This is a genomic window from Variovorax xiamenensis (genome assembly GCF_050916385.1).
In the GTDB taxonomy this organism is placed as follows: Bacteria; Pseudomonadota; Gammaproteobacteria; order Burkholderiales; family Burkholderiaceae_C; genus Variovorax.
Window position 1 is genome coordinate 2,967,919 of the sequence record NZ_CP139038.1, and the last position, 20,490, is coordinate 2,988,408.

Here is a 20,490-nt window from a genome sequence, read left to right on the forward strand (position 1 = left end):
CGCGCGGCTCCGTTCAGCCCGCGGCGGCCAGCCGCACGTTCCAGAACCTCGGCTTGGCCGGCGCCCAGCCCTTGAAGCCGGTCACGCTCTTGCGCATGGCGGTGGCGTCACTGGCGTTGAAGAGCACGATCATCGGCACGTCCTGCAGCATCTGCTTGTGCATCTCGTCGAAGAGCACCTGGCGGCGCGCCTTGTCGCGCGTGACCATCGATTCGGCAAGCCTGCTCTGGCCGTAGGCGCTGTCCCAGACCTTGCGCGGCTGGCTGGCCTTGTCGCCCGACACCATCTCGAAGTTGAGCGAGGGATCGATGCGCGCCGAGTAGATGAAGGCCATGCTCTGGTACTGGCCCTTGGTGTAGCGGTCGAGCTGGGTGGCCCAGTCGAGCACCTCCAGCTCGATGTTGATGCCCGCCTCGGAGGCCATGGCCTGCACCAGCACGGCGGCCGAGTACAGCGCCTCGTAGCGCTTGTTGGCGATCATGCGGATCGGCTGGTTGCGGTAGCCGGCCTCGGCCAGCAGCTTCTTCGCGGCGGCGATGTCGCGCTTGAAGCCGCTGCCCTGCGCCGCGTCGTAGTAGGGGCTGGAAGAAGGCACCACCGAGTTGTTGACCGGCGAGAGGCCCTCGGTGACGGAGCGCGCGATCTCGGGCGTGTCGAGCGAGAGCGCCAGCGCGCGGCGGATGCGCACGTCCTTCAGCACCGGGTCGTTGGTCTGCAGCAGCAGGGCGACCATCGACATCACCGGCGTGGTGTCGACCAGCACGTCGGAGCGCTTGCGCATCTCGACCACGTCGGCCGGGCTGGGGTTGACGAATGCGTCGATGCCGCCGCTATAGAGCGCGGCCTTGGCGGCGGCCGAGTCGGGAATGACGACGAAGCGCAGGTTCTCGATCTCGGCCTTCTTGCCGCCCGCGAGGCCGTCGCGCGGTTCGGCGCGCGAGGTGTAGCCGTCGAAGCGCGTGAGCTCCACGTACTGGCCGCGCTTCCATTCCTTGAGCCTGTAGGGGCCGGTGCCCACCGGCTCCTTCCACTGGCCGTCGGGCCCGACCGAGCTGCGATGCAGGATGGCGGCGCCGCCGCAGTCGGGCCGGGCCATCATCGTGAGGAAGAGGGCGCTCGCGCGCTCCAGCTTGAACACCACCGTCTTCGGATTGGGCGCCTCCACCGAGAGCACCTTGGTCATGCCCTTGCCGTCGAACTCGGGCAGGCAGCGCCAGCCGCCGGTGGGCTTGAGGTAGCGCTGCCAGTTCCACACCACGTCGTCGGCCGTGAGCGTGGCGCCGTTCTGGAACTTCACGCCGTCGCGCAGGGTGAAGGTGTAGGTCAGGCCGTCGGCCGAGGTGTCGACCTTGCTCGCGAGCATGGGGCCCACCGAGGTGTCCTCGCGCAGCGCGACCAGCCCTTCGGCCACGTGCAGCAGCACGTTGTCGGTGTTGTCGTCGCGGTTGCCGCCCGGGTCGGTGCTGCGGATGTCGGAGTTCATCTGGATGCGCAGCGTCTGGCCCGCGCCCACGGTGGGCTGGGCGAGCACGGGCGCGGCGGCGGCCAGACCCAGCGCGATGACGGCGACTCGCGATGCGCAAGACCGACGAGAGGGCGGGCGGGACGGAGGAACGGGGACTTTCTTCATGGCAACACTCCTGGCATGGACTGGCTGGGCGGGCGGTGGGCGGTCGGACTCAGAGGGAATATTCGGTGAAGCGGTGTTCCTTGAAGGGCGCCGGGGCGATGCGCATCTTCCGTGCCGCCGGGTCCATCACGATGGTCGCCACCGTGGCGGAAGAGGCGCCGCCCGGCCCTGCGCTCGGGCTGCGGCACACGGCGCGCGGCGCGCCGAAGCGGTCCTGCAGCGCGTCGATCACGTCCTGGTCGGTCAGAAGTCCCGCGGCGCGCCGGTTGTGCAGCGCCTCGGTCACGCGGCGGTCGCGGTAGAGCGAATCGGGCGTGGTCTCCAGGCTGCGGTCCACCACGCGCGCCAGCGCGGCCGGCGTCTTGAAGTGGTTGGCGTGCACCAGGATGCCGCCTTCGGGCTGCTGCCAGAACACCTGCTCGGGGCAGGTCTCCAGGCTCACGGCCTCGCCCTCGGCGTGCGTGACGATCATGTTGTTGGAGATCGAGCGCGCGGTGCGGCACACCACGCCCAGCGCGTTGGCGTACAGCTCCGACTGCAGGATGCCGCGGCGGATGAGCGCCAGCGGCACGCCCTGCTGCCGGCCGTCGCTGTCGGCCTTGATGAAATTGCCGGTAACGGCGATGCCCGCGCTGTTGAGGCCGGCGCGAGCGAGCGTGCCCGCCTCGGCGAAGGTCAGCATCGACGGGCCCTTGGCGGGCTGGATGCGCAGCACGATGCCCAGCTCCAGGCTTTCCACGCGCCAGTCCCAGTTCTGCGCGTGGATGAGCCGGCCGTCGCGCGATGCCGAAGGCATGACCACCACGCCGGTGCAGCCGTCGGGCGGCTCCGTGGCTTCGAGCTGCTGGAAGGCATAGAGCATCTCGCTGCGCGCGTTCAGCGCCACGATGTCTTCCGGCGGCACGCCCGCGCCCTCGGCCACGCCCTCGATCTCGCGCAGCATGCCGGCGTCGAAGGTTTCGATCACAGGCATGAAGCGGCGGGCCAGCGCGCGCGTGCGGTCCCAGCTCAGGCCCACGCGCTCGAAGGCGGAGCGGTAGGTGCGCAGGCTCAGGTCGATGCGCTCGCCGGCGGCGCGGCCGTACTGCTGGCCGCACTGGCGGGCGTCGCCCTCGATGTCGTAGAGCGGAAACGATTCGATGTCCATCTGGTGCTTTCGTCTGTGGCGTGTTTGTTCAGCGTGTGTGCGCGGCGGGTTCAGGCGGCGGTGTCGGTGGGCCGGGCGGTCTGCGCGATGGCCGCGCGCAGGCTGTCGACGATCTGGTCGACGTGCCGGCGCTCCAGCGTGAAGGGCGGCGACAGCGCGATGGTGTCGCCCACCGAGCGCACCAGCACGCCGCCCTGGTCCAGGCAATGCTGCGCGACTGCCTGCGCGTGGGTGCCCGCGCCCTCGGCCCAGGGCTGCAGCTCGATGCCGGCGAGCAGGCCGACGTTGCGCACGTCGATCACGCCCGGCAGGCCGCGCAGCGTGTGCAGGCATTCCTCGAAGTAGGGCGCGAGCGCCGCCGCCTGCGCGATCAGGCCGTCCTGCGTGTAGGCGTCGAGCGTGGCCATCGCGGCCGCGCAGGCCAGCGGGTGGCCGGAGTAGGTGTAGCCGTGCGAGAGCTCGATGCCGCTCACGCTGCCCTGCATGAAGGCGTCGTGCACCTCGTCGCGCATCAGCACCGCGCCCATGGGCACCGCGCCGTTGGTCAGGCCCTTGGCGGTGGTGATGAGGTCGGGCGTCACGCCGAACAGGTCGGCCGCGAAGTTGGTGCCCAGGCGGCCGAAGCCGGTGATGACCTCGTCGAAGATCAGCAGCACGCCGTGCTTGTCGCAGATCTCGCGCAGGCGCTTCAGGTAGCCGCGCGGCGGCGGCAGCACGCCGGTGGAGCCGGCCACGGGCTCGACGATGACGGCCGCCACGGTCGACGCATCGTGCAGCGCGAGCAGGGCCTCGAGCGCATCGGCCTTCTCGATGCCGTGCGCGGGCTCGCCGCGCGAGAAGGCGTTGCGTGGCAGGTCGAGCGTGTGCGGCAGGTGGTCCACGCCGTTGAGCAGCGGACCGAAGGTGCTGCGCTGGCGCCCGATGCCGCCCACCGAGATGCCGCCGAAGCCCACGCCGTGATAGGCGCGCTCGCGGCCGATGAGCCGGTAGCGGCCCGCGTCGCCGCGCGCGCGGTGGTAGGCCAGCGCGATCTTCAGCGCGGTGTCGACCGACTCGGAGCCCGAATTGGTGAAGAACACGTGGTTCATGCCGGCAGGCGCCATTTCGGCCAGCCGCTGCGCGAGCACGAATGCGGCGGGGTGGCCGATCTGGAAGCTGGAGGCGTAGTCGAGCACGTCGATCTGCGCCTTCATCGCGGCGCTGATGCGCGGGTGGCGGTGCCCTGCGTTCACGCACCACAGGCCGGCGATGGCGTCGAGCACGCGGCGGCCGTCGGCCAGGTCGTAGTGCAGGCCCTCGCTGCCGACGATGAGGCGCGGCGACTGCTTGAACTTGCGGTTGGGGGTGAAGGGCATCCAGAACGCGTCGAGCGACGCGGGGGAGGCGAGGGTGTCGGCAAGGGCCACGAGATGGTTCTCCGTTGGGAAGCAGCGACCCGGTTCTCGGGTCGTCGTGGGGCCGATCTTGAAACTCGAATTGTATTTTTGGCGCGAGATGTACATGGTTTTTTCGGGCCAAAAATACAAAAGCCGGGCGATGATCTGTACCCGAGCCTCCCTCGCGATCCCGGAGAACCCCGGATGGCCGTATCCCAGATGGACGACAAGCCCCTCGCATCGCCGATTGCATCGACTGCACTGTCTGCACCGATCGCCCCGCTGGTCCAGCGCGTGAGCCGCTACGTGCTCGACCAGGCGCTGGCCGGCGGCTACGAGAACGGCCGCCACCTCACCGAGGCCGAACTCGCGGGCCGGCTCGGCATCTCCCGCACGCCGGTGCGCGCGGCGCTGCGCTTCCTGCACGGGCGGGCGCTGCTGGCGCATGTGCCGAACCGGGGCTACACCCTCGTCGCCGACCGCCAGGCGCTGGCCCGGGCGCGGCGCGAGATGCCCGAGGACGAGGAAAAGACGCTCTATTACCGGCTGCTGCGCGACCGCCTCGCCGGCAAGCTGCCCACGCGTGTCAACGAGCTGGAACTGGCGCAGGCCTATGCCGTGCCCCGGCCGCTGCTGCGCACCGTGCTCACCACGCTGCTGCAGGACGGCGTGCTGCGCGGGCGCCACTACCAGCGCTGGGAGTTCACCGAGACGCTGGACTCGGTCGAGAGCGAGCGCGAGAGCTACCGGTTTCGCCTGACCGTCGAATGCGCCGGGCTGCGCGAGCCGGGCTTCAAGATCGACCTGCAGCGGCTGCGAGCCTGCCGCGAGCGACAGCAGGGGCTGCTCGCGCAGGCTTCGCGCCATTCATGGATGGATTTCTTCGAGGCCAACGCGCAGTTCCACGAACTGCTGGCCAGCGCCTCGGGCAACCGCTTCTTTCTCGATGCGGTGCAGCAGCAGAACCGGCTGCGGCGCATGTCGGACCTCTCGGACTATCCGCTGGTGAACATCGACCTGCTGCACAAGTCCTGCCACGAGCACCTGGCGATCCTCGATGCGGTGGAGCAAGGCGATCTCGAAACCGCCGCCGAGCACATGCGGCGGCACCTGAGCCGCGCCAGCGACCTGGTCGAACAGCGGGTGACGGGCGTGCTGGGCGACTGAGCCCCGGCGTTCAGCGGCGCGGGGAGATGTTCAGCGTCCTGCAGAAGTCGTAGAAGGCTTCGAGTTGCAGCGACTTGTCGAACACTGCGTCCACTCCGGCGGAGAGCGCGCCTTCGCGCACTTCGGACGTGGCGTGGTTCATGAGCACCACGGTGCGCTGTGCGGGCGACTTGTGCTCCTGCAGGTACTGCGCCACGGTGAGCCCGTTGCCCTCGGCCAGGAAGATGTCGATGACCGCCGCATCCCATTCCCCCGGGTTCTGCCTGAGCCAGTCGATGGCGCTGCCCGAGGTGGCGGCGGTGCCGATCACGTCGCAGTCGGAAAACTCCTGCAGGCCGTCGGTCAGCGTGGTGGCGATCAGGGGGTTGTCTTCTATCAGGTAGATACGGGTCATTGTTCGCAGTCGGGGCTTCTCGTTCTGTTCTGTTGTTGCTGTCTTGCTCTCGTCGGCTTGTCTCGGGCCGACCGGGGCATTGTCCCTGCCGGTGCGGCGAGTCGAGTCGGACAACGCCTCCATCTGCCGTAGAACCCTGCGCTGGAGAAAGGGAGCGGAAAAGAGGGATCACTGGCGTACAAGACGCGGCGGCATGCGCGGCCATATCGTGCGGCGGTCTTCAACAGAGCGGCCCCGTCCGCAGCGCAACCGTCATGCCGCAATCCTTTACGCCTCCTTTCACATCTTCCGGCCGCAGCGCGCTGGTGCAGGCGCCGCCCTGGCACTACGCAGGCTGGCTCGTCAACGTCGCCTTCGAGTTCGACGCCGCGTGCGGCGCCGCGCTGGTGCCGGCCGAGCTCGGCACGGCCACCGGCAAGGGCTGCGTCCATTTCGCGGACTGGCAGTACTGCGGCGACGACGGCCGCGAGCTGCTCGACCCGGTGTATGCGCAGTACCGCGAGACCATCGTGGTGCTCGAGATCGCGCCCAGGCACGGTGCCGGCGATGCGCGTTCCTTCCATTGCCCGCTGATCTACGTCGACCAGGACATCTCGCTGCTGCGCGGCTGGCTGCAGGGCTGGCCCAAGAAGATCGGGCAGACCTGGCTCACGCGCAGCATGCCGCTGATCCATCCGGCGGCGGCGCCGCTTGCCGCGGGAAGCCGGCTCGGTGCGAGCCTCAGCGTGAAGGAACGGCGCCTGGTGGATGCGTCGGTCACGCTGTCGGGCGAGAAAACGGGGCGGCTGGGTTTTCTCTCCGCGCCGACCGTGGGTGCGATCGGCTGGCCCGACCTGACGCAGCCCGGAATCGCGCCAGTGCCGCGCTACCTGCGCGCCGACATCATCGACCGCGTCGAGCCAGGCTGGACGGGCGGCAGCGCGACATTGCAGTTCCACGAGCACCCCGTCGAGGAGCTGGCGTCGCTCGGCGCGGTGGAAGCCACGGCCGCGAGCGCCGGATGGATGGGACTCACCGTGCGCGGCGCCATCGCGGCGTGACGCCGCCGGCCGCGCTACCCTTTGCGGGATGAGCCGCAGCCCGACCGCAAATCCGCCAGCCTCGCACGTCATCGGCCTGCCGATGGAAGGCGGCGCGCAGATCGAGGCCATGTTCGCGGCCGATCCCAAGGCGCGCTTCGAGCTGCACTGGCACGCGGAGTGGAGCGTGGGCGCCATCCTCGAAGGCCGCTGCGAATTCACCTGCGCCGGCGAGCGGCAGGTGGCGCAGGCCGGCGACATCGTGCTGATGGCGCCTTTCATGCTGCACACCGCCGGCGTGAGCGCGCAGGGCTTTCGGATGGTGATGCTCTACGTGCCGCACGCCTGGGCGAGCGGGCGCCTCGGCTGGCCAGCGCAGTTGCGAGGCACGCTGAGGCAGGGCGTGTGGCACGACGCGGACATGGCCGATGCGCTGGCATCCGCCGCGCGGGCGGAAGACGGTGCACAGGTAGGCCGGCTGCTGGAAAGGATTCTTCGCGCACAGGCCGATGGCGAACTCGTGCCGGTCGAGCGCCACATGGGCGACGCGCGCGTGGAGGCCGTCTGCGAGGCGCTGGCGACGCAAGACGCCTGCCGGATCGATCCCGCCGGGCTGGCACAGAGGCTGGGCGTGTCGCGAGAGCACTTCCATCGGCTTTTCCGGGTGGCCGTGGGCATGACGCCGGCCCACTACGCGCGGCTCGCGCGCATCGGCCGGGCCAAGGCGCTGCTGCGCGACGGCCACGCGGCCGCGGAGGTGGCGGCACAGTGCGGCTTTACCGACCAGGCCCATTTCTCGCGCTGGTTCCGCCGCTGCTTCGGCGTGACGCCGGGCAACTACATGGCCGCCCGGGAGCGCGTGGAAAGGGCCGCGTGAGAAACTAGCGGGCTTGCCCGCCCGGGCCGATCGATGTCCGGGCCATCGCCGCCAACCACAGGAATCCCGCGTTTTGGAAGAGAAGGTCGTCTCCGTTGCACCCATGATGGATTGGATGGGGCGATCCGAAAAAGCGCTTAAAAATCAATAGCCTAGGGATAGGCCGTTCTCCGATGTGGCGCCGATGTGGCACCGATGCCGTGATCGTGTGCGACCTGCCATCCTGTTGAACTCTGCAGCGCGCCTATAGCAAGCGAGGCATTCGCAGTCTCGAAGCGTTGGCAAAACGGGCACAGCAATGCCACTCACAAGCGCGCCGAAGGCGACGCACGTATAATTTTTCCGTGCTCCCTAGAGAGAGCCGGCTGGCCCGCGCTTGCGAAGCGAAAGCATCTCCGAATTTCAATTTTTCGCGTAGCTCTGCGAGCGCGTGGGAACTGCGGGCCGTGCCCCTTTGAATGCGCTCTCAACCGGAGATACACGATGCCTTCTATTACGTTTTCTTTTCTCGACTATCTGTCGAAACAGGATTTTCTGGACTTGGCAAAGCGCTTTGCCAAGTTGAACCGGAAAGCTGATCCTGATGGCAACGGCCTTACCTTTCACCAAGACAGGATTGCCGTCAGCCTAGGATTTAAAAACTGGGCCCTACTACACAAGCATGTCGAGTCCGCAAGTTGGGCCGCATGGCACACCTTGCGAGAACTTGCATTGAAAAAGCCTGGTCTCGGCGCGTTCATCGAAGAGCGCGGCTTCAGGACTATCGATGAGGACGAAGCCGTTGACGCGATGCGGCGCTGGGCTCGCTCGAAGTACACGCCGCTCATCGACTTCGCCTACTACGATTCGGAGTCCGAAACCGGATATAGCTGGCCGGATGTCGATATGGCTGAAGAACTTAGCGAGGAGTTCGCCGGGCGATATCCCGATGATCTTATCGAGCGGGTAGGCAACGAGCTGGATGTGGACGAAGGGCCGTGGGGGTTGGAAAAGTACGATTGACAGCTTCAACATGTTGAGGTGCTTACCGGGCGCTGCTCGTGAAGACCCAGACATTCGATTCAATGCAAACGGCCCGCTGATGCGGGCCGTTTTTTATCTGGCGGTAAGCTGCTCCAGCTCTCTACGCGCCGCCTGCTGGCGGTCATCAAGATACCGGGCAAGGTCTTGAATGCCTATTCCTTTCGGTGACTTTTGGCTACCGGGATCAGTACGCACGAGCGGGAGCTTGATTTCGCCGGTAGTGCACTTTGCCGCAAGTTTCTTTACGTCCAGATGGCTGAAGAAATCGCGTTGGACCCATTCGAGCGGTATGACGGGGCGAGCATCGTATTGCGCCATAAGCAGAAATATCGTCTTCATTGCACGTCCTCCATCACTGCTTCGATGAACGCTTTTGCGGCTTCTGCATTGATTGCATTGCCATAACCGCGCAGTCGTCCCACGCGGGCGGGAGACCCATGAGCCAGCGGGAATGTGCCGGGTTCAACTGGGCGCCACTTTCCATCTCGGCACAGAAGCCAGTCAGCATGTTGCCAAGGGCTGTTCGTCGCGTCGAGGTCACCAAGTAGGCCTGCCGCGGCAACTGGTCCAATCGCTGGTCGCCATCCCGCAAGGCCGACATCCCCAGCGTGTCCTTCCAGTCGCGCGTGGTCGGCGTGACCCACCCAGTAGACCCGGTCGCGGATGTGCGGCGCACCGACGCCCGCAGACGGAAACGCGATCGCCCCGAAGGCATAACCCAAGGCTTCCAAGTCAGTCTGTACAAGGTCGACCCATGGGTTTGCGTCCTTGCTCGCAACTTGCTCACCAATAAGGATTCCAGGGCGGCGCTGGCCGACGAGGTGGTAGAGGTGGGGCCAGAGGTGCCGCTCGTCAGCAAACCCAGCGCCTTCGCCTTCCTGGCTGAAAGGCTGGCAAGGGCAGGATGCGGTCCAGACCTGACGATCGTCGGGCCATCCTGCTCGACGAAGTGCGTAGCTCCATACGCCAATGCCGGCGAAGAAGTGGCATTGGGTGTATCCCACAAGCTCATCTGGTACGACATCCTCGATGCTCCTTTCGTCCACCACCCCCGGGGCGATATGTCCGTGCTTGATGAGTTCGCGCAGCCAAGCCGCCGCCTTCGGGTCGAACTCGTTGTAGTAGGCGATCAAGAGGCGTGCCCTCCCAAATCGAGCTGCACCGGGCGGCTTCGCTCTTCAGCGAAGATGCTCTCGAGCGCTTCCTCAATTCGCCGGCACGCGATGTCGAAGTACTGCAGGCTCTGCTCGCACCCGATGAACCGGCGGCCCAGCTTGAGTGCAGCGACACCGGTGGTGCCCGATCCCATGAAAGGGTCCAGCACCAAGCCGCCTGGCTCGCAGATCTCGACCATGTCGGCCATCAGCGCCACCGGCTTCTGCGTCACGTGCTCGCGATCTGTTGGTGCGTGGTATTCGTAGAAGCCAGGCAGGCACCCCACGCCGCGATCGACAGGCATTGGCCCAGCCGAACCCCAGACGACGTACTCGGCGGCTGACGTGAAGCGCCCCATCTGCGGCCGCGGCGACTTCTTTACCCACGGCACCACGCCGCGCCACACCCACCCGCCGGCCTGCAGGTAGTCGGACGAGACAGGCAATTGCCGCCAGTCCGAGAAGAACGCTGCGGGGGCGCCGGGCTTCGATGCACGAAGCGCAGCCGCTGACCAGAGCGTCGACCAGAAATGGAATGAGCGTTGATCGCGGTTGTCGCCACCAAAGTCCGACGTTTTCTCATGGTTGCCGGATCCGGTGCTGAGGTACTTGGCTTTCGTGTCCAGCGCGCGATCGCCCCGGAAGGCACCGCCGCTTGAGTAGGGTGGGTCGGTGATGACGGCGTCGGCCGTTCCAGGCATGAGAGCCTGCAGTACTTCGAGGGCTTCGCCGTGGTACAGCGTGGCGCCGCCGATGGTTTCGACCCGCATCACGCACCGCCTTTCTCGGCGGCGCCGGCATTAGCGTAGATCTCGGCGCCGGCCACGTCGGTGAGTCGCGCTACGCCATCGCGTATCCGCGCCGCGATGTAGTCGCCGCTTGAGATCTGCTCGACGCCGATTCCGGGATGCGCGATCAGCAGGGCGCTCGCCTCGTTGGCCGCGTCCGACAGCACGCCGGCCTGCGCCGCTTGCCATGCGTTGTCCATGCTGAGCTGGACCACCGTGCGCAGCGCGGCATGGAGCCGCTTGGCTTGCGGAAGGCCGGGCGCTACCTCGGCGGCGATCTCCGCACCGATGCCGATGACCCATCCCAGGTGCGAGAGCAGATCGCGCGCGGGCTCGCCGTCGGCCGTCATGTAGACGGCGATGCTGACCGTGGTCATGTGACTGGCCATCCTCGCTTTCGCGACTGCGGTTGCGACCGGATGGCTGTGGCACAGCTCGCCGCCGTCACGGCGAGCGTGTCGCTGCCTTCGAGCGGTTTTCAAAGCAGCCTCCCCGTTCCCGTGATGCACCAGAGGCCCTTGACGTGCTCGATCCGCTCCTGTTTGCGCAGTGCCTGCAGTCTCCGGTCGAGGATTCGCCACGTCGGGCCCTTGACTCCGAACCGATCCGGAACGGTGAAGGGCTCTGCCGCGGCCATGATCTCGGCTTCTTGGAGATTGGCGAAGCCGGTCGGCGCGCGCGCGATTCGCGCTAGCAGCAGTTTGTCGAGCGCCTCGTATTTGCTGGCCGTGGTGGATTGCTTGTTAGTCGTCATGTCGGTCTCCGTTTCGGACAGCCGGCGCTTAAGCACCGGCAAGCGGCTCGGCAGTTGGGAGCGCTGCGGGCGTAGGTGAGCAGGCCGCTGCGCTCTCGGCGCCGTCGGCCAGCGTGACCAGCAGGCCCAGGGCGCTCGCGATGTGGTGCTCCAGCGCGGCGCCCTTGCTGTTCGACCAGCCCGGCAGCAGGTGAATGCGATCGCACGTCACCAGCTGCGCGATATCGGCGCGCATGCATGCGGCCCAGCCCATGTTCGGGTCGACGTTGATCTCGGCGGGGTTGATGACTTCGAGGCCGGCGATGCGCAGGGCCTTGGCTTCGGCGTGGAAGGCCGGAAAGTTGAGTTCGGCGTAGCCGGTCATCGGGCCGGCGATGTAGACGCGGCCGGCGCGCAGGGAGGTGTGTGCTGCGCTCATTGCCCGAGGCCTCCCGTCAGGCTCAGAGCGAGCAATGCCAGCGTGGCCAGCGCGCAGCCCAGCAGCGTGATGCGATCGGCGATGCGCGCCGCCCGCGCCTTGCGCCTGGCTCGCTCCTCGATAGTCTTCACGGCCTGGATGTCGTGGTGGTTGAGGCGGTGCGCGTTCATGCGGCCCTCCGTTGCTGCACGGCGGCGATTCGCACGACGGTGGACGGGAACATGTCGGCCTGCTGTTCGGGCCGCACGTCCGCGCGGCGCGGCTTGCGCCGGCCGGTGGCCTGGGCTTCGAGCAGGCCGCGCACGCGCTCGATGGTGGCGCGCACGTCGGTGGCGCACGCCGGCAGGTAGGGCGCGGTGATGTGAACCTTATGCGCCATCGGAGGTGCGTAGGGTTTGTGCTGCGCGATCTGTACGACGGCAGCGGTGCTGGTGCGTGGCATGTTGATGCGGCTCCGGTTGGTGGTTGAAAGGGTTGGGTGCATGGGGGAACTCAGCGACCGGCCGCAGTCAGCTCGCGCATGACCGGCGCGAAGGCCTTCATGCGTGCGAGCAGGGCGTCGAGGTCGTTGGCGGGTTGGGCCGTGGCTGGGGTTGCGGGCGCGATCCGGACGCACTCAGGCATGCGGAATGTGGTTCGCTCGCCGGCGATGTGGTTGACTTGCTCGATCGGGGCGGCCGGGGCGGGCTTTCGGGGCGCCGGCGGCTCGATTTCGTCGGTGTCGTGGGCCTTCGGCCACGGCAGATCGCCGCGCATCAGCAGTCGCTGCGGCTCTTCGTTGAGCCGGACCGTACAGTTATTGAAACGAGTCCAAGGGCGGCCCAGCGCTTCGCGCTCGGCCTTGTCCTGCGCGGCTTCGCTCGCGCAGGAACGCCACGCCTGCCGGCGGCTCACGAGCCAGTGCCCGACGCGCGTTTCGACGCCCACCACCGTCTTGCGGCCGATGGTCTCGCCGTAGCTGTTGGTCGTGTCCTTGGTGACGCGCACGGCGCTGCGCAGCATCCATTCGCGGCGCTTGCGACACATGCCGCCCTGGGAGCGGACGTAGCCTTCCCACGAAGCCTGAATAGCGCCTTGCTTGTGGCAGGCCCACCATGCCTTCACCGCGGCGGCGTCGCCCAGGTCGAGGCGCATCTGCGCGTGGTCGATCTGGTCCTTGGTGACCCGGCGCATCTCGCGCCACACCGACACCGGCGGCTGACCGAGGGGCTGAAACTGCCGAATCCCCCAGGTGCTGGCCCAGGCGTCCACGCGCTGCCAGCCCTTGAATTCGCGCGTGTCCATGACGTGCTCGAAGCCGTCCATGGTGTCGGTGTGCTGGCCGACACCGGCGTCGCCACCGTCCTCGGCGCCGATGTTCTTGGCCACGTACTTCGCCACGTAGCCCGCGGCGCCGCCGCGCTCCATGGCGATGAACTTGCAACGGTTGCGCACGGCGCCGGGCTCATCGCCCGCGTCGCTGAGCTAGTAGCCGCTGATGATGTCTTGAGCCTGCTGGGCCTGCTCTGGCGTATCGAACCACAGCAGCGCATGCCAATGCGGGCACCCGTCGTGATGCGGCTCGGCGACGCGGAAGCCGTAGCCCGCGATGCCCTTGCGGCCCATCTTCGCGCGTGCCTTTGCCCACATGCTGCACAGCCGCTGCTGCGCATCGCGGGGCGTGGCGCCCTCGTATTTGTTGTTTCGGGTTGGCTTCGCCCACCGAGACTTCCCGCCCGACAGCACGGCATGAAAGCGGCTCGGGCACGTGAGCGTCAGAAAGAGGCCGTGGTGCCCGTTGGCATCTGCGAATTCCTCACAGCCGCGAATGCGCGTCATCAGCTCGCCGCGGCGGATGTCCCGGTTGCTGGGCGACAGCGCGGCCAGCTCGGCCAGGCTGTAGACCTGACCGGCCTCGTTGCGCATCTTCACGCGGGCCAGCAGATCGGCGTTGCGCTTGTGCTGGTCGACGCGCCGGCGGCAAGCCTCATCGCTCGCATAGCCGCCGTTACGGTGATGCACGACGGCCAGCTTGATTGCCGCGTGCTCCACGGTGCGCGCCACCTTGCGGCGCAGCGCGCGCCGCCACCATTGCTCTGTGATGGCGCGGGCGATCAGTCCCTCGGGCGTCTTGGAGTTGGGCTTGTCGACGCCCAGGCGCTCGCAGTAGTCGAGCACCGTGTCCAGCTTGTCCTGCAGACTCATTGGCAGCGGATGGCCGTTGAGCATGTCGTCGAGCGCCCTGGCGCAGCGGCGAGCGCGGGCGCACACCTCCGAATCGCCAACGGCCCAATGCAGGATGTCCTTGTGCTCGTGCTCGAAGTCACGCATCGCGTCAACGCGCGCAAGGTTCCAGCTCAGCCAGTCGCCGCCGACGGCGCGCACCGTCGGCTTGAGCGGCATGATGATGTCGAACGCCGGCTCCCACTGCGGCGGCAGCTCGCCGCGCATGCGGGCGTCCATTTCGCGCGCCACCCGCGCGACGTGCTGGTCGTGCGGGAGGCTGGAGCGAAACCGCATCCAGAAGACCGGATCGGGCTTGGCGTGGCGTTTGGCGACGATGCGCATGGGGTGCCTACAAGGTCAGCGCGAAGACCGTGCGAAGGTCGTTCTGCAGCTCGCGGATGGCCTCGCCGACGGCGCTGCGCTCAAGAGGCGGCAGCTCACGCCAAGCCCGCTCCACGGCGAAGGCGATGCCGTTGACGTCGTAGCCGGCCCAGAAGAGCAGCATTGCGCGCGAGCGCTTGGAGATGCCTTCCCACTCGCGCTCAGCCGCAGTGATGTTTCGCGCATGGCTCGTGCCCTGGGCGAACTCTTCGCGCAGCTCGGCGAGCCGGGCCGCGTGGCGGGCATAGAACGGGTTGGGAGTGCCATCGGCAATGTGTGTTGAGGGTTGGGTCGGGCCATGGAGCGCTGGTTGTGCTGGTGGCTCGGCGCTGTGCATGCGGTCAGATATCGCAGGCGGTGCGGCGGGCGGTGAGGGACATGACTTCGGCTCCTGTGCTGAAAAAGGCGTGAGAAGGGCCGCACGCCTTGAAAAAGGCGCGTGGCAGGGGTTGGGCGGTGGTGGGTGCGCCGCGAGGGCGCGGACTAGATCAGTCGGGCGGGGCGCCACTCATGGCGCCGCCCGTGCCCCAGTCGTTGGTGGGCGTGTGCAGGTTCGCGGCGTAGGCGGCTTCGTCGTCGGCGACGTTGCCTTCGTCCGCGAGCGCCAGGGCGAGCTGGCCGCGGCGGATGTGGCGCGAGAGCGGCAGTGAAACGTCTGCCGCGGGAATGCTGGAGAGCACCAGCACCCGCTGAAACTCCAGCGTGGCCACGCCCGTGAAGCCGCACCGCCAGTTGCGGCAGCGGTAGGTGATCTCGCGCATGGTCTTGCTCATGGCGCGGCTGTCGCAGGCCACGCAGCGGGTGCCGCAGTGCGGGCACTCGATGGTGATCCGCATGTAGCGGTTGCCGGCTTCGCCGGCCTGCTCGTGAAGGCTCTCGCTCATTGCCGCTTTCCTCCCGAGGCAACCAGACGGGGGCCGCGACGGCGGCCGGTGATGTGTTCGATGCCCTTGCGCAGCCGGGTCCGCACCAGCCATTCGATGGCGTCGGCGACGTCCGCCAGACCTTGCTCCCGGCGCACCCGATCGAACACGTCGTGTTCGGCGTCGGTGAGTTCGATCTCTTTGGATGTCATCTTTTCGTCAGACATTCGGCGTTTGTTGCGCTGGCTTCAGGCCGCGTTGATGCGGCTGGGCTTAGCCCGCGGCGCGGGGCAGACTGGCGTCGGCCTTGGGCTCCTGGCCGAAGAACGCGTCGGCCAGCATTTCCTCGGCCTGGCGCATGGCCAGCTCACGGATGAGCGTCGAGGTCTGCGCGCCGGTCATCTTGGACAGGATTCGCAGCAGCTCGTCTTCGTAGTCGTCAAACCGGACGGTCTGGCGGTTGTCGCGCACGCGCTTGGGATCGGGGTACATCGTCGAGAGTCCTTCGGGCAAAGGAGGGGAGAGACTGGTGCGGTGGGTCAGGCGGCGGATGTGGTGGCGCCGGCCTGTTCGGCCTCGTACTGCGCGAGGCCCTTGAGGTACACGCGGCGCGTGAAATTGCCGAGAGAACGGCCCTCGCGCGCTGCGTATTGCTGGGTGCGTTCTTTCTCGTCTGGGGCGAGGCGCATGGCGATGGGCGCTTCGTTGACGAGGCGGATCTCGGGTGGAAGCTGGGGGCGACCACGGCGACGGGCGGTGTGAGCCATGCGTTTAATATCCGAACGGATTAATTTGTGTGTGCGGCGGACTTTATCGCTCGAATGGATGAAGTTCAATCATTTTTTATCCATATGGGTGATTTTTCGTCTCGACTAAGGGAAGAGCGCAAGCGCCTTGGCCTGTCGCAAGAGGCCCTGGCAGAGCTTGGCGGCGTGAAGCTGAACGCTCAGTCGAACTACGAGACGGGGAAGCGCGCGCCCGATGCGGACTACTTGACTCGTGTAGCTGCGCACGGCGTGGACGTGGCGTTCCTGTTTTCGGGCCAGCGGATGCTCGCTGGCAAAGGTACGCCCGCAAATGATGAGCAGCCGCAGTCAGCCGCGTCGGTAGACACCGTAATGCGAGTTGTCACGCGGGAAGAGGCGGCACTGCTCGATAACTATGAAGCGGCAGACGAGCGAGGCCGAGCCGCGGCGCGTAGCGTTCTTGATGCGCTCGCGCAACCGAAGAGGGCCAACGGGTAGGCTAGGTCTGGTCCTCTGGACCCTGGCCCGTTGGATGTTCATGGCGATGGGGGACGCCGCGACCGAGGCGGCGGAGTAGGGGGACAGATGCGACGCGTTGTGTTGGCACTGCTGCTTGCCATCGTGCCTATTGCGCAGGCACAGGCCGCCCGTGTCGATCAGCTCATCGAAGAGATGGCGCGGCGCAACCGCGCCCAGGACGAGGCTGAGCGTCGGGAGGAAGAGGCCGAGGAGCAGCGGCGGCGCGCGCGAGCCGAGGCGGATGCTGCCCCAAAGCAGCGCTCACCCGAGCGACGAGCCGTCAGTGCGGATGGTGCCAATAAGCCTCCTTCGCGGCCAGCACGCGCCGATGCGACGCGAAGTACACGAAGCGAGGCCTATCGACCTAGCGGACGCAGCTCTGACGGATGCGGAGGGCGGGGCGGGCCGGGTTGGCGCAAGCCGAATGGCAAGTGCGCGAGTTGGCGGGACTGATGCTCTGGGCATCTGCAAACAAGGGAGCCAGATGAAGTATTTCTTGTCGGTCTTCTCAGGCGAAGAGGTACTGCGTGAGCAGGAAGAGTTCGCAGACTTCGCGGAGGCGATTGCGGCCTGTGGCGAGTATTACGAGCCTCGGGCAAGGGGCTCAGTTCTGAACTTCACAACAGTGGTGACTGGAAAGCAATTCATGCGTTCCTATGCCCAGCTCGTGCGTATCGATGATCTCCCAAGCGATGTGGCACCCGGCTCGCCGCAATCACTTGCAGCCATCAAGCAGGACAACGCCTTTTCGTTCGCGCGGTCATATCACTTTTTAATTGAAAGTGAAGCGGGATTGGAGCAAGCGGCGCAGTGGCAGCGTGAGGAGGACGAGGACTAATGCGACGCTTTCTTGTAGCGCTATCGATCGTTTGCGGACTGCTGTTCGCGTCCACGCCTGTCGCGGCTCAGACGGAGCTCAAGGTCGGCGTGTTGGTGAAAGCTGCGCCTGGCGATCAGTTCTTTTGCACCACGGAGGCCGATGTTCAGAAAGCCCTCAAGCTCCGGGCCCGAGGCGGCATGAGCCGTCTCGATCTCAGTAGGGCGCTCAACAAGTTCGTCTGCTTGGCACTCCCAGAGTCCCAGGTTCTCAGGATCGTTGCGATAACGCCTGGGGCCATTGAGTTCGTCAACTTCGCGAATAAGGCGAACACACCGAGCTTGTGGACGGATCGCCCTGCGTTCTTGCCGTACAGCGCGACGCGCTGAGAAGGTTGGCGGATGCAAATACTTTGGGCGTTGGTGTTCCTCGCGGTGATGGCCATAAGTTGCATCTGGGCTTGGCGCCGCACGCGCGCAGCGCTGATGTTTCGTTCAATTCCGTCGCATTGCGTCGGCGCAGTAGCCGGAGTGTTTGCCGCGGTAGTCGCGCTCGTTCGGCGCCTTCGCTGCTAAGACATTTTTTGGAGGAGCGCTCGTGACGCTTGAAAAGACAAAAAAACAGTTGATCGACCTGCTCGCAAAAGGAGACAACAACGTGATTGCCTTGTCGGGAAAATGGGGGACGGGCAAGACTCATCTATGGAACGAAGTCAAACGCGATTCCGAAGATGAGAAGGTCAAGAAGTCGCTTTACGTGTCGATCTTTGGCCTGTCCACAGTTGACCAAATAAAGCGCAAGTTGATGGAAGGTGCGCTTCCCGACTCGGCCGTAAGAGGGGGGAAATTCGAGGTCATCAAGAACCTTTTTAAGAGTGGTGTGACGATTGCGGCGGCACACTACAAAGCGCTCGCTGCGATCAACGATCTGAATTTGATATTGATGGCACCAATAGTTCTCCGCGAGAGAATGATCGTGATCGATGACATCGAGCGCAAACACGAGAAACTTGGCATCGACGAGGTACTCGGGTTCATCGACGAGTATTCGAAGGAGTTCAGCGTCCGCTTTTTGCTCGTGCTCAACGACGATCAGCTCTCGAGCAAAGGCGAACAGGCAAAGCTCTGGACTACCTTCCGCGAAAAGGTGATCGATCAAGAGATCAGGCTTTCAACCTCACCAGCAGAGGCCTTCTCTATCGCCATCCAGCTTTGGCCCTCGAAGTACGCCCAGAATCTGCGTAGCGCAGTGGTTGCTTGCGGCCTCACCAACATTCGAATTATCAGCAAGATCATCAAAGCGACCAATCAGGTCCTCGCTGGTCGCGATTTGATTGACTCGATTCAGGCTAGAGTCGTGCCGTCGATCGTACTGTTTGCCGCAATTCACTATCGAGGGCTTGAAGACGGACCGAGCTTCCAGTTTGCCCTCAATATCGCTGATCCACTGCGAACCAGTATTCTTCGAGATAAGCGTCGAGATGAGAACAAGGAGCCGACTGAGCAGGAGAAGCGCGAGGACGTTTGGCGGTTGCTCATCCACGGAATGGGAGTCTTCGGGTGTGGTGAGTTCGAGAAGCTACTTGTTGAGTTCTTGGAGTCAGGACTTTTCGAGGACGATCAGGTAAAGGCAATCATCGATCGCTATATCGTGGAGGGTCAGGCGACGGAGGCTCGTCAAAGGGCGCAAGCCTTCATCAAGAAGGCGAGTTGGGACCACCGAGTGACCGATGCTCAATTGATTGCCGAGGCCATGCCGTTCCCAGAAATCGCGGGCCAACTCGATCCGTATCTCGCTACTTCGCTTTATGACGTCTTGAGCGGCTTGGCGCAAGGGCAAAGCTTGGCGAACGAATTCATTCAAGCCTGGATCACGGCCTTTCGTGCTGAAGGGAGAAATGCTGCCGACGAGGAGGTCTCATTTGGTAGGCCACTTCATGCCGATATCAAAGCAGCGTTCGACGCATCCATTGCCAGCGATCAAGCTCAAACAACTGTCTTGGAAGCTTGCCTGCACATCATCGAGCACAGCGGCTGGGGAACGATGCAGGAAGTGGTAATGAAGAGGACAACGGCTGCTGAATTCGAAACGGCCATTCGGAACATGGATGTCGAGATACTGCCCAAATTCATGCGGCGGATGATCCAAATGCGGCTGCAGCAAGAGGCCTATGAGCCTCACTTCGGGCACGCGATGGAGCGCTTTGTGGAAGCTTGCCGCAGCATTGTCAACGATCCTAGCCCGGGTTCCGCTCGTCTATCGAGGCTGGTCAGAGGACTCTTCCAGAACACCACCCTTGCCACCGAACTCAATCTCGCACCCGCAACGCCTTCCCAGTCGGCTGAGCCCGCTCGACTTCTAGCGTAAACCTGATTCCAGCCTAAGCCGGTGCTCCTTGGCGCGCAAACTGCGGCCGATGTCATTCATCGCCGTAGATTCTGAAATATTCTTGTGCGTGGGCCATGTATAGATCGGTGTAGACGTTGTAAATCTCAAACCATTGAAGGCCCCGGATCGGCCCAGTTTCTTTGTTTGTGGACAGAAAAAAATCTACCGCCTGTGGATGTGATGCTCTGTCTAGAAAAGACCAAATCACTGTTAACGTGTAGCCATCGAATTTCACTTCTTTCACGTTTGAGGGATGTTCATCATCCTTCGGGAACGATGTTCCTCGCCTACTGCATACGACCATGAACCGAAGTTGCCCTTCGATGGGGTCATAACGTCCCAAAGGCTCAAGTCGGTCATTGCACCTGGCAGGCAGCTGGTACCGGTCTCGTGAGAGATCACCACAAACGCGGAACAGAACGGGCACGAATAAGTCGTCTTGCTTGATGCCAGTCGTCACTTGGCATTCGGTCACTTCTCTGTTCGGGAAAGTTTGGGTCCGCTTAATGACATTGACCGATGCGCTTTTCTTGCTGGCGTGAACCGAAATATGCTTCTCGCAAAACTCGGCTTTTGATTCGTCACAGATGGCTACCAGTTCGCCAAGGGTAGCGGCGGAGTACGCCCTGCCTCCACCTGTTATGTGGATGTTCAGATCTCCGCCTCGCGTTTCATGCACGCTGAACATCGTTCGAGGCGAGTCCTCCACTTCGATGACAAAGCGAGTTTTCATTCTTGAGCTTCCGCGTAGGGGCTACTTAGCTAGGATAGCGGGAAGCCCGTTAGACGGGTACCGGCACACGTTGGTAAGTGTTCAAAGTACT

The 20,490-nt window shown here is 65.0% G+C and carries 27 protein-coding genes; 7 read left to right on the forward strand and 20 right to left on the reverse strand.

The window, feature by feature from the left end; all coding sequences use genetic code 11:
• Nucleotides 1-13 precede the first annotated feature (13 nt).
• The 3 genes from SFB74_RS13265 to SFB74_RS13275 are packed head-to-tail and all read right to left on the reverse strand — an operon-like array spanning nucleotide 14 to nucleotide 4,183.
• Entirely contained in the window at nucleotides 14-1,630 is a 1,617-nt protein-coding gene (locus SFB74_RS13265; RefSeq protein ID WP_432731265.1) for an ABC transporter substrate-binding protein, read from the reverse strand.
• A gap of 49 nt (nucleotides 1,631-1,679) precedes the next feature.
• Complete coding sequence (locus SFB74_RS13270; protein ID WP_432731267.1) at nucleotides 1,680-2,777, reverse strand: C45 family autoproteolytic acyltransferase/hydolase; 1,098 nt, start codon at nucleotides 2,775-2,777, stop codon at nucleotides 1,680-1,682.
• Nucleotides 2,778-2,827: 50 nt separating this feature from the next.
• A complete protein-coding gene (locus SFB74_RS13275) occupies nucleotides 2,828-4,183 on the reverse strand; it encodes an aspartate aminotransferase family protein (protein ID WP_432731268.1) in 1,356 nt (451 codons plus the stop codon).
• A 174-nt stretch (nucleotides 4,184-4,357) separates the two neighbouring features.
• On the opposite strand from SFB74_RS13275, the gene SFB74_RS13280 reads away from it, so the two are divergent.
• Entirely contained in the window at nucleotides 4,358-5,320 is a 963-nt protein-coding gene (locus tag SFB74_RS13280) for a GntR family transcriptional regulator (RefSeq protein ID WP_432731269.1), read from the forward strand.
• 10 nt (nucleotides 5,321-5,330) lie between these two features.
• Here the strand turns inward: SFB74_RS13280 and SFB74_RS13285 are convergent, their stop codons facing one another.
• On the reverse strand, nucleotides 5,331-5,714 hold the full coding sequence (locus tag SFB74_RS13285) for a response regulator (protein ID WP_432731270.1): 384 nt from the start codon (nucleotides 5,712-5,714) through the stop codon (nucleotides 5,331-5,333).
• A 254-nt stretch (nucleotides 5,715-5,968) separates the two neighbouring features.
• On the opposite strand from SFB74_RS13285, the gene SFB74_RS13290 reads away from it, so the two are divergent.
• The 3 genes from SFB74_RS13290 to SFB74_RS13300 all read left to right on the forward strand — a co-directional run bounded on the left by SFB74_RS13290 (nucleotide 5,969) and on the right by SFB74_RS13300 (nucleotide 8,612).
• On the forward strand, nucleotides 5,969-6,754 hold the full coding sequence (locus tag SFB74_RS13290; protein WP_432731271.1) for an acetoacetate decarboxylase family protein: 786 nt from the start codon (nucleotides 5,969-5,971) through the stop codon (nucleotides 6,752-6,754).
• Nucleotides 6,755-6,782: 28 nt separating this feature from the next.
• On the forward strand, nucleotides 6,783-7,610 hold the full coding sequence (locus SFB74_RS13295) for an AraC family transcriptional regulator (RefSeq protein ID WP_432731272.1): 828 nt from the start codon (nucleotides 6,783-6,785) through the stop codon (nucleotides 7,608-7,610).
• Between the two features lie 483 nt (nucleotides 7,611-8,093).
• Nucleotides 8,094-8,612 (forward strand): hypothetical protein, encoded by a 519-nt coding sequence (locus tag SFB74_RS13300; RefSeq protein WP_432731273.1) that lies wholly within the window; start codon nucleotides 8,094-8,096, stop codon nucleotides 8,610-8,612.
• A gap of 93 nt (nucleotides 8,613-8,705) precedes the next feature.
• Here SFB74_RS13300 and SFB74_RS13305 read toward each other — a convergent pair whose 3' ends face one another.
• From SFB74_RS13305 to SFB74_RS13375, 15 genes are all read right to left on the reverse strand, one after another.
• A complete protein-coding gene (locus SFB74_RS13305) occupies nucleotides 8,706-8,972 on the reverse strand; it encodes a pyocin activator PrtN family protein (RefSeq protein ID WP_432731274.1) in 267 nt (88 codons plus the stop codon).
• Nucleotides 8,969-9,766 carry a DNA cytosine methyltransferase gene (locus SFB74_RS13310; RefSeq protein ID WP_432731275.1) on the reverse strand — a complete coding sequence of 266 codons (798 nt, stop codon included), beginning with the start codon at nucleotides 9,764-9,766 and terminating at the stop codon, nucleotides 8,969-8,971. The genes SFB74_RS13305 and SFB74_RS13310 overlap by 4 nt, the downstream gene beginning before the upstream one ends.
• Nucleotides 9,763-10,557: a DNA-methyltransferase gene (locus SFB74_RS13315; RefSeq protein ID WP_432731276.1), complete on the reverse strand. Its 795-nt coding sequence runs from the start codon at nucleotides 10,555-10,557 to the stop codon at nucleotides 9,763-9,765. Before SFB74_RS13315 ends, SFB74_RS13310 begins: the two co-directional genes overlap by 4 nt.
• Entirely contained in the window at nucleotides 10,557-10,952 is a 396-nt protein-coding gene (locus SFB74_RS13320; RefSeq protein WP_432731277.1) for a hypothetical protein, read from the reverse strand. The genes SFB74_RS13315 and SFB74_RS13320 overlap by 1 nt, the downstream gene beginning before the upstream one ends.
• Nucleotides 10,953-11,053: 101 nt before the next feature.
• Nucleotides 11,054-11,329, reverse strand: a complete 276-nt coding sequence (locus tag SFB74_RS13325) for a hypothetical protein (protein ID WP_432731278.1) — start codon at nucleotides 11,327-11,329, stop codon at nucleotides 11,054-11,056.
• A gap of 28 nt (nucleotides 11,330-11,357) precedes the next feature.
• A complete protein-coding gene (locus SFB74_RS13330; protein WP_432731279.1) occupies nucleotides 11,358-11,747 on the reverse strand; it encodes a DUF4406 domain-containing protein in 390 nt (129 codons plus the stop codon).
• Nucleotides 11,744-11,917 carry a hypothetical protein gene (locus tag SFB74_RS13335; protein ID WP_432731280.1) on the reverse strand — a complete coding sequence of 58 codons (174 nt, stop codon included), beginning with the start codon at nucleotides 11,915-11,917 and terminating at the stop codon, nucleotides 11,744-11,746. The genes SFB74_RS13330 and SFB74_RS13335 overlap by 4 nt, the downstream gene beginning before the upstream one ends.
• The gene (locus SFB74_RS13340) at nucleotides 11,914-12,189 is read right to left on the reverse strand and encodes a hypothetical protein (RefSeq protein WP_432731281.1); all 276 of its coding nucleotides are present in this window, start codon (nucleotides 12,187-12,189) and stop codon (nucleotides 11,914-11,916) included. The genes SFB74_RS13335 and SFB74_RS13340 overlap by 4 nt, the downstream gene beginning before the upstream one ends.
• 50 nt (nucleotides 12,190-12,239) lie before the next feature.
• The gene (locus SFB74_RS13345) at nucleotides 12,240-13,181 is read right to left on the reverse strand and encodes a hypothetical protein (RefSeq protein WP_432731282.1); all 942 of its coding nucleotides are present in this window, start codon (nucleotides 13,179-13,181) and stop codon (nucleotides 12,240-12,242) included.
• A 30-nt stretch (nucleotides 13,182-13,211) separates the two neighbouring features.
• On the reverse strand, nucleotides 13,212-14,294 hold the full coding sequence (locus SFB74_RS13350; RefSeq protein WP_432731283.1) for a replication endonuclease: 1,083 nt from the start codon (nucleotides 14,292-14,294) through the stop codon (nucleotides 13,212-13,214).
• 7 nt (nucleotides 14,295-14,301) lie between these two features.
• A complete protein-coding gene (locus tag SFB74_RS13355) occupies nucleotides 14,302-14,670 on the reverse strand; it encodes a hypothetical protein (protein ID WP_432731284.1) in 369 nt (122 codons plus the stop codon).
• A gap of 151 nt (nucleotides 14,671-14,821) precedes the next feature.
• Nucleotides 14,822-15,217, reverse strand: coding sequence for an ogr/Delta-like zinc finger family protein (locus tag SFB74_RS13360; protein ID WP_432731285.1), 396 nt, complete (start codon nucleotides 15,215-15,217; stop codon nucleotides 14,822-14,824).
• Nucleotides 15,214-15,423, reverse strand: coding sequence for a hypothetical protein (locus tag SFB74_RS13365; protein ID WP_432731286.1), 210 nt, complete (start codon nucleotides 15,421-15,423; stop codon nucleotides 15,214-15,216). The genes SFB74_RS13360 and SFB74_RS13365 overlap by 4 nt, the downstream gene beginning before the upstream one ends.
• Nucleotides 15,424-15,469: 46 nt before the next feature.
• On the reverse strand, nucleotides 15,470-15,688 hold the full coding sequence (locus SFB74_RS13370) for a hypothetical protein (RefSeq protein WP_126182919.1): 219 nt from the start codon (nucleotides 15,686-15,688) through the stop codon (nucleotides 15,470-15,472).
• Nucleotides 15,689-15,735: 47 nt separating this feature from the next.
• On the reverse strand, nucleotides 15,736-15,963 hold the full coding sequence (locus SFB74_RS13375; RefSeq protein WP_432731287.1) for a hypothetical protein: 228 nt from the start codon (nucleotides 15,961-15,963) through the stop codon (nucleotides 15,736-15,738).
• Between the two features lie 54 nt (nucleotides 15,964-16,017).
• Here SFB74_RS13375 and SFB74_RS13380 point away from each other — a divergent pair, with 54 nt between their 5' ends.
• From SFB74_RS13380 to SFB74_RS13390, 3 genes are all read left to right on the forward strand, one after another.
• Nucleotides 16,018-16,440: a helix-turn-helix domain-containing protein gene (locus SFB74_RS13380; RefSeq protein WP_432731288.1), complete on the forward strand. Its 423-nt coding sequence runs from the start codon at nucleotides 16,018-16,020 to the stop codon at nucleotides 16,438-16,440.
• 505 nt (nucleotides 16,441-16,945) lie between these two features.
• A complete protein-coding gene (locus SFB74_RS13385; protein WP_432731289.1) occupies nucleotides 16,946-17,299 on the forward strand; it encodes a hypothetical protein in 354 nt (117 codons plus the stop codon).
• Between the two features lie 576 nt (nucleotides 17,300-17,875).
• The gene (locus SFB74_RS13390; RefSeq protein WP_432731290.1) at nucleotides 17,876-19,645 is read left to right on the forward strand and encodes a P-loop NTPase fold protein; all 1,770 of its coding nucleotides are present in this window, start codon (nucleotides 17,876-17,878) and stop codon (nucleotides 19,643-19,645) included.
• 52 nt (nucleotides 19,646-19,697) lie between these two features.
• Here SFB74_RS13390 and SFB74_RS13395 read toward each other — a convergent pair whose 3' ends face one another.
• On the reverse strand, nucleotides 19,698-20,399 hold the full coding sequence (locus SFB74_RS13395) for a hypothetical protein (protein ID WP_432731291.1): 702 nt from the start codon (nucleotides 20,397-20,399) through the stop codon (nucleotides 19,698-19,700).
• Nucleotides 20,400-20,490 lie beyond the last annotated feature (91 nt).

What these genes read in the sequence shown, in the direction of transcription:
- SFB74_RS13270 (WP_432731267.1), bottom strand. Translation starts at nt 2,777, where the DNA reads ATGGACATCGAATCGTTTCCGCTCTACGACATCGAGGGCGACGCCCGC.
- SFB74_RS13395 (WP_432731291.1), bottom strand. Translation starts at nt 20,399, where the DNA reads ATGAAAACTCGCTTTGTCATCGAAGTGGAGGACTCGCCTCGAACGATG.
- SFB74_RS13325 (WP_432731278.1), bottom strand. Translation starts at nt 11,329, where the DNA reads ATGACGACTAACAAGCAATCCACCACGGCCAGCAAATACGAGGCGCTC.
- SFB74_RS13385 (WP_432731289.1), top strand. Translation starts at nt 16,946, where the DNA reads ATGAAGTATTTCTTGTCGGTCTTCTCAGGCGAAGAGGTACTGCGTGAG.
- SFB74_RS13315 (WP_432731276.1), bottom strand. Translation starts at nt 10,557, where the DNA reads ATGCGGGTCGAAACCATCGGCGGCGCCACGCTGTACCACGGCGAAGCC.
- SFB74_RS13370 (WP_126182919.1), bottom strand. Translation starts at nt 15,688, where the DNA reads ATGTACCCCGATCCCAAGCGCGTGCGCGACAACCGCCAGACCGTCCGG.
- SFB74_RS13300 (WP_432731273.1), top strand. Translation starts at nt 8,094, where the DNA reads ATGCCTTCTATTACGTTTTCTTTTCTCGACTATCTGTCGAAACAGGAT.
- SFB74_RS13375 (WP_432731287.1), bottom strand. Translation starts at nt 15,963, where the DNA reads ATGGCTCACACCGCCCGTCGCCGTGGTCGCCCCCAGCTTCCACCCGAG.
- SFB74_RS13340 (WP_432731281.1), bottom strand. Translation starts at nt 12,189, where the DNA reads ATGCCACGCACCAGCACCGCTGCCGTCGTACAGATCGCGCAGCACAAA.
- SFB74_RS13290 (WP_432731271.1), top strand. Translation starts at nt 5,969, where the DNA reads ATGCCGCAATCCTTTACGCCTCCTTTCACATCTTCCGGCCGCAGCGCG.
- SFB74_RS13320 (WP_432731277.1), bottom strand. Translation starts at nt 10,952, where the DNA reads ATGACCACGGTCAGCATCGCCGTCTACATGACGGCCGACGGCGAGCCC.
- SFB74_RS13330 (WP_432731279.1), bottom strand. Translation starts at nt 11,747, where the DNA reads ATGAGCGCAGCACACACCTCCCTGCGCGCCGGCCGCGTCTACATCGCC.
- SFB74_RS13360 (WP_432731285.1), bottom strand. Translation starts at nt 15,217, where the DNA reads ATGAGCGAGAGCCTTCACGAGCAGGCCGGCGAAGCCGGCAACCGCTAC.
- SFB74_RS13305 (WP_432731274.1), bottom strand. Translation starts at nt 8,972, where the DNA reads ATGAAGACGATATTTCTGCTTATGGCGCAATACGATGCTCGCCCCGTC.
- SFB74_RS13365 (WP_432731286.1), bottom strand. Translation starts at nt 15,423, where the DNA reads ATGTCTGACGAAAAGATGACATCCAAAGAGATCGAACTCACCGACGCC.
- SFB74_RS13355 (WP_432731284.1), bottom strand. Translation starts at nt 14,670, where the DNA reads ATGCACAGCGCCGAGCCACCAGCACAACCAGCGCTCCATGGCCCGACC.
- SFB74_RS13280 (WP_432731269.1), top strand. Translation starts at nt 4,358, where the DNA reads ATGGCCGTATCCCAGATGGACGACAAGCCCCTCGCATCGCCGATTGCA.
- SFB74_RS13335 (WP_432731280.1), bottom strand. Translation starts at nt 11,917, where the DNA reads ATGAACGCGCACCGCCTCAACCACCACGACATCCAGGCCGTGAAGACT.
- SFB74_RS13295 (WP_432731272.1), top strand. Translation starts at nt 6,783, where the DNA reads ATGAGCCGCAGCCCGACCGCAAATCCGCCAGCCTCGCACGTCATCGGC.
- SFB74_RS13380 (WP_432731288.1), top strand. Translation starts at nt 16,018, where the DNA reads ATGGATGAAGTTCAATCATTTTTTATCCATATGGGTGATTTTTCGTCT.
- SFB74_RS13350 (WP_432731283.1), bottom strand. Translation starts at nt 14,294, where the DNA reads ATGCGCATCGTCGCCAAACGCCACGCCAAGCCCGATCCGGTCTTCTGG.
- SFB74_RS13285 (WP_432731270.1), bottom strand. Translation starts at nt 5,714, where the DNA reads ATGACCCGTATCTACCTGATAGAAGACAACCCCCTGATCGCCACCACG.
- SFB74_RS13265 (WP_432731265.1), bottom strand. Translation starts at nt 1,630, where the DNA reads ATGAAGAAAGTCCCCGTTCCTCCGTCCCGCCCGCCCTCTCGTCGGTCT.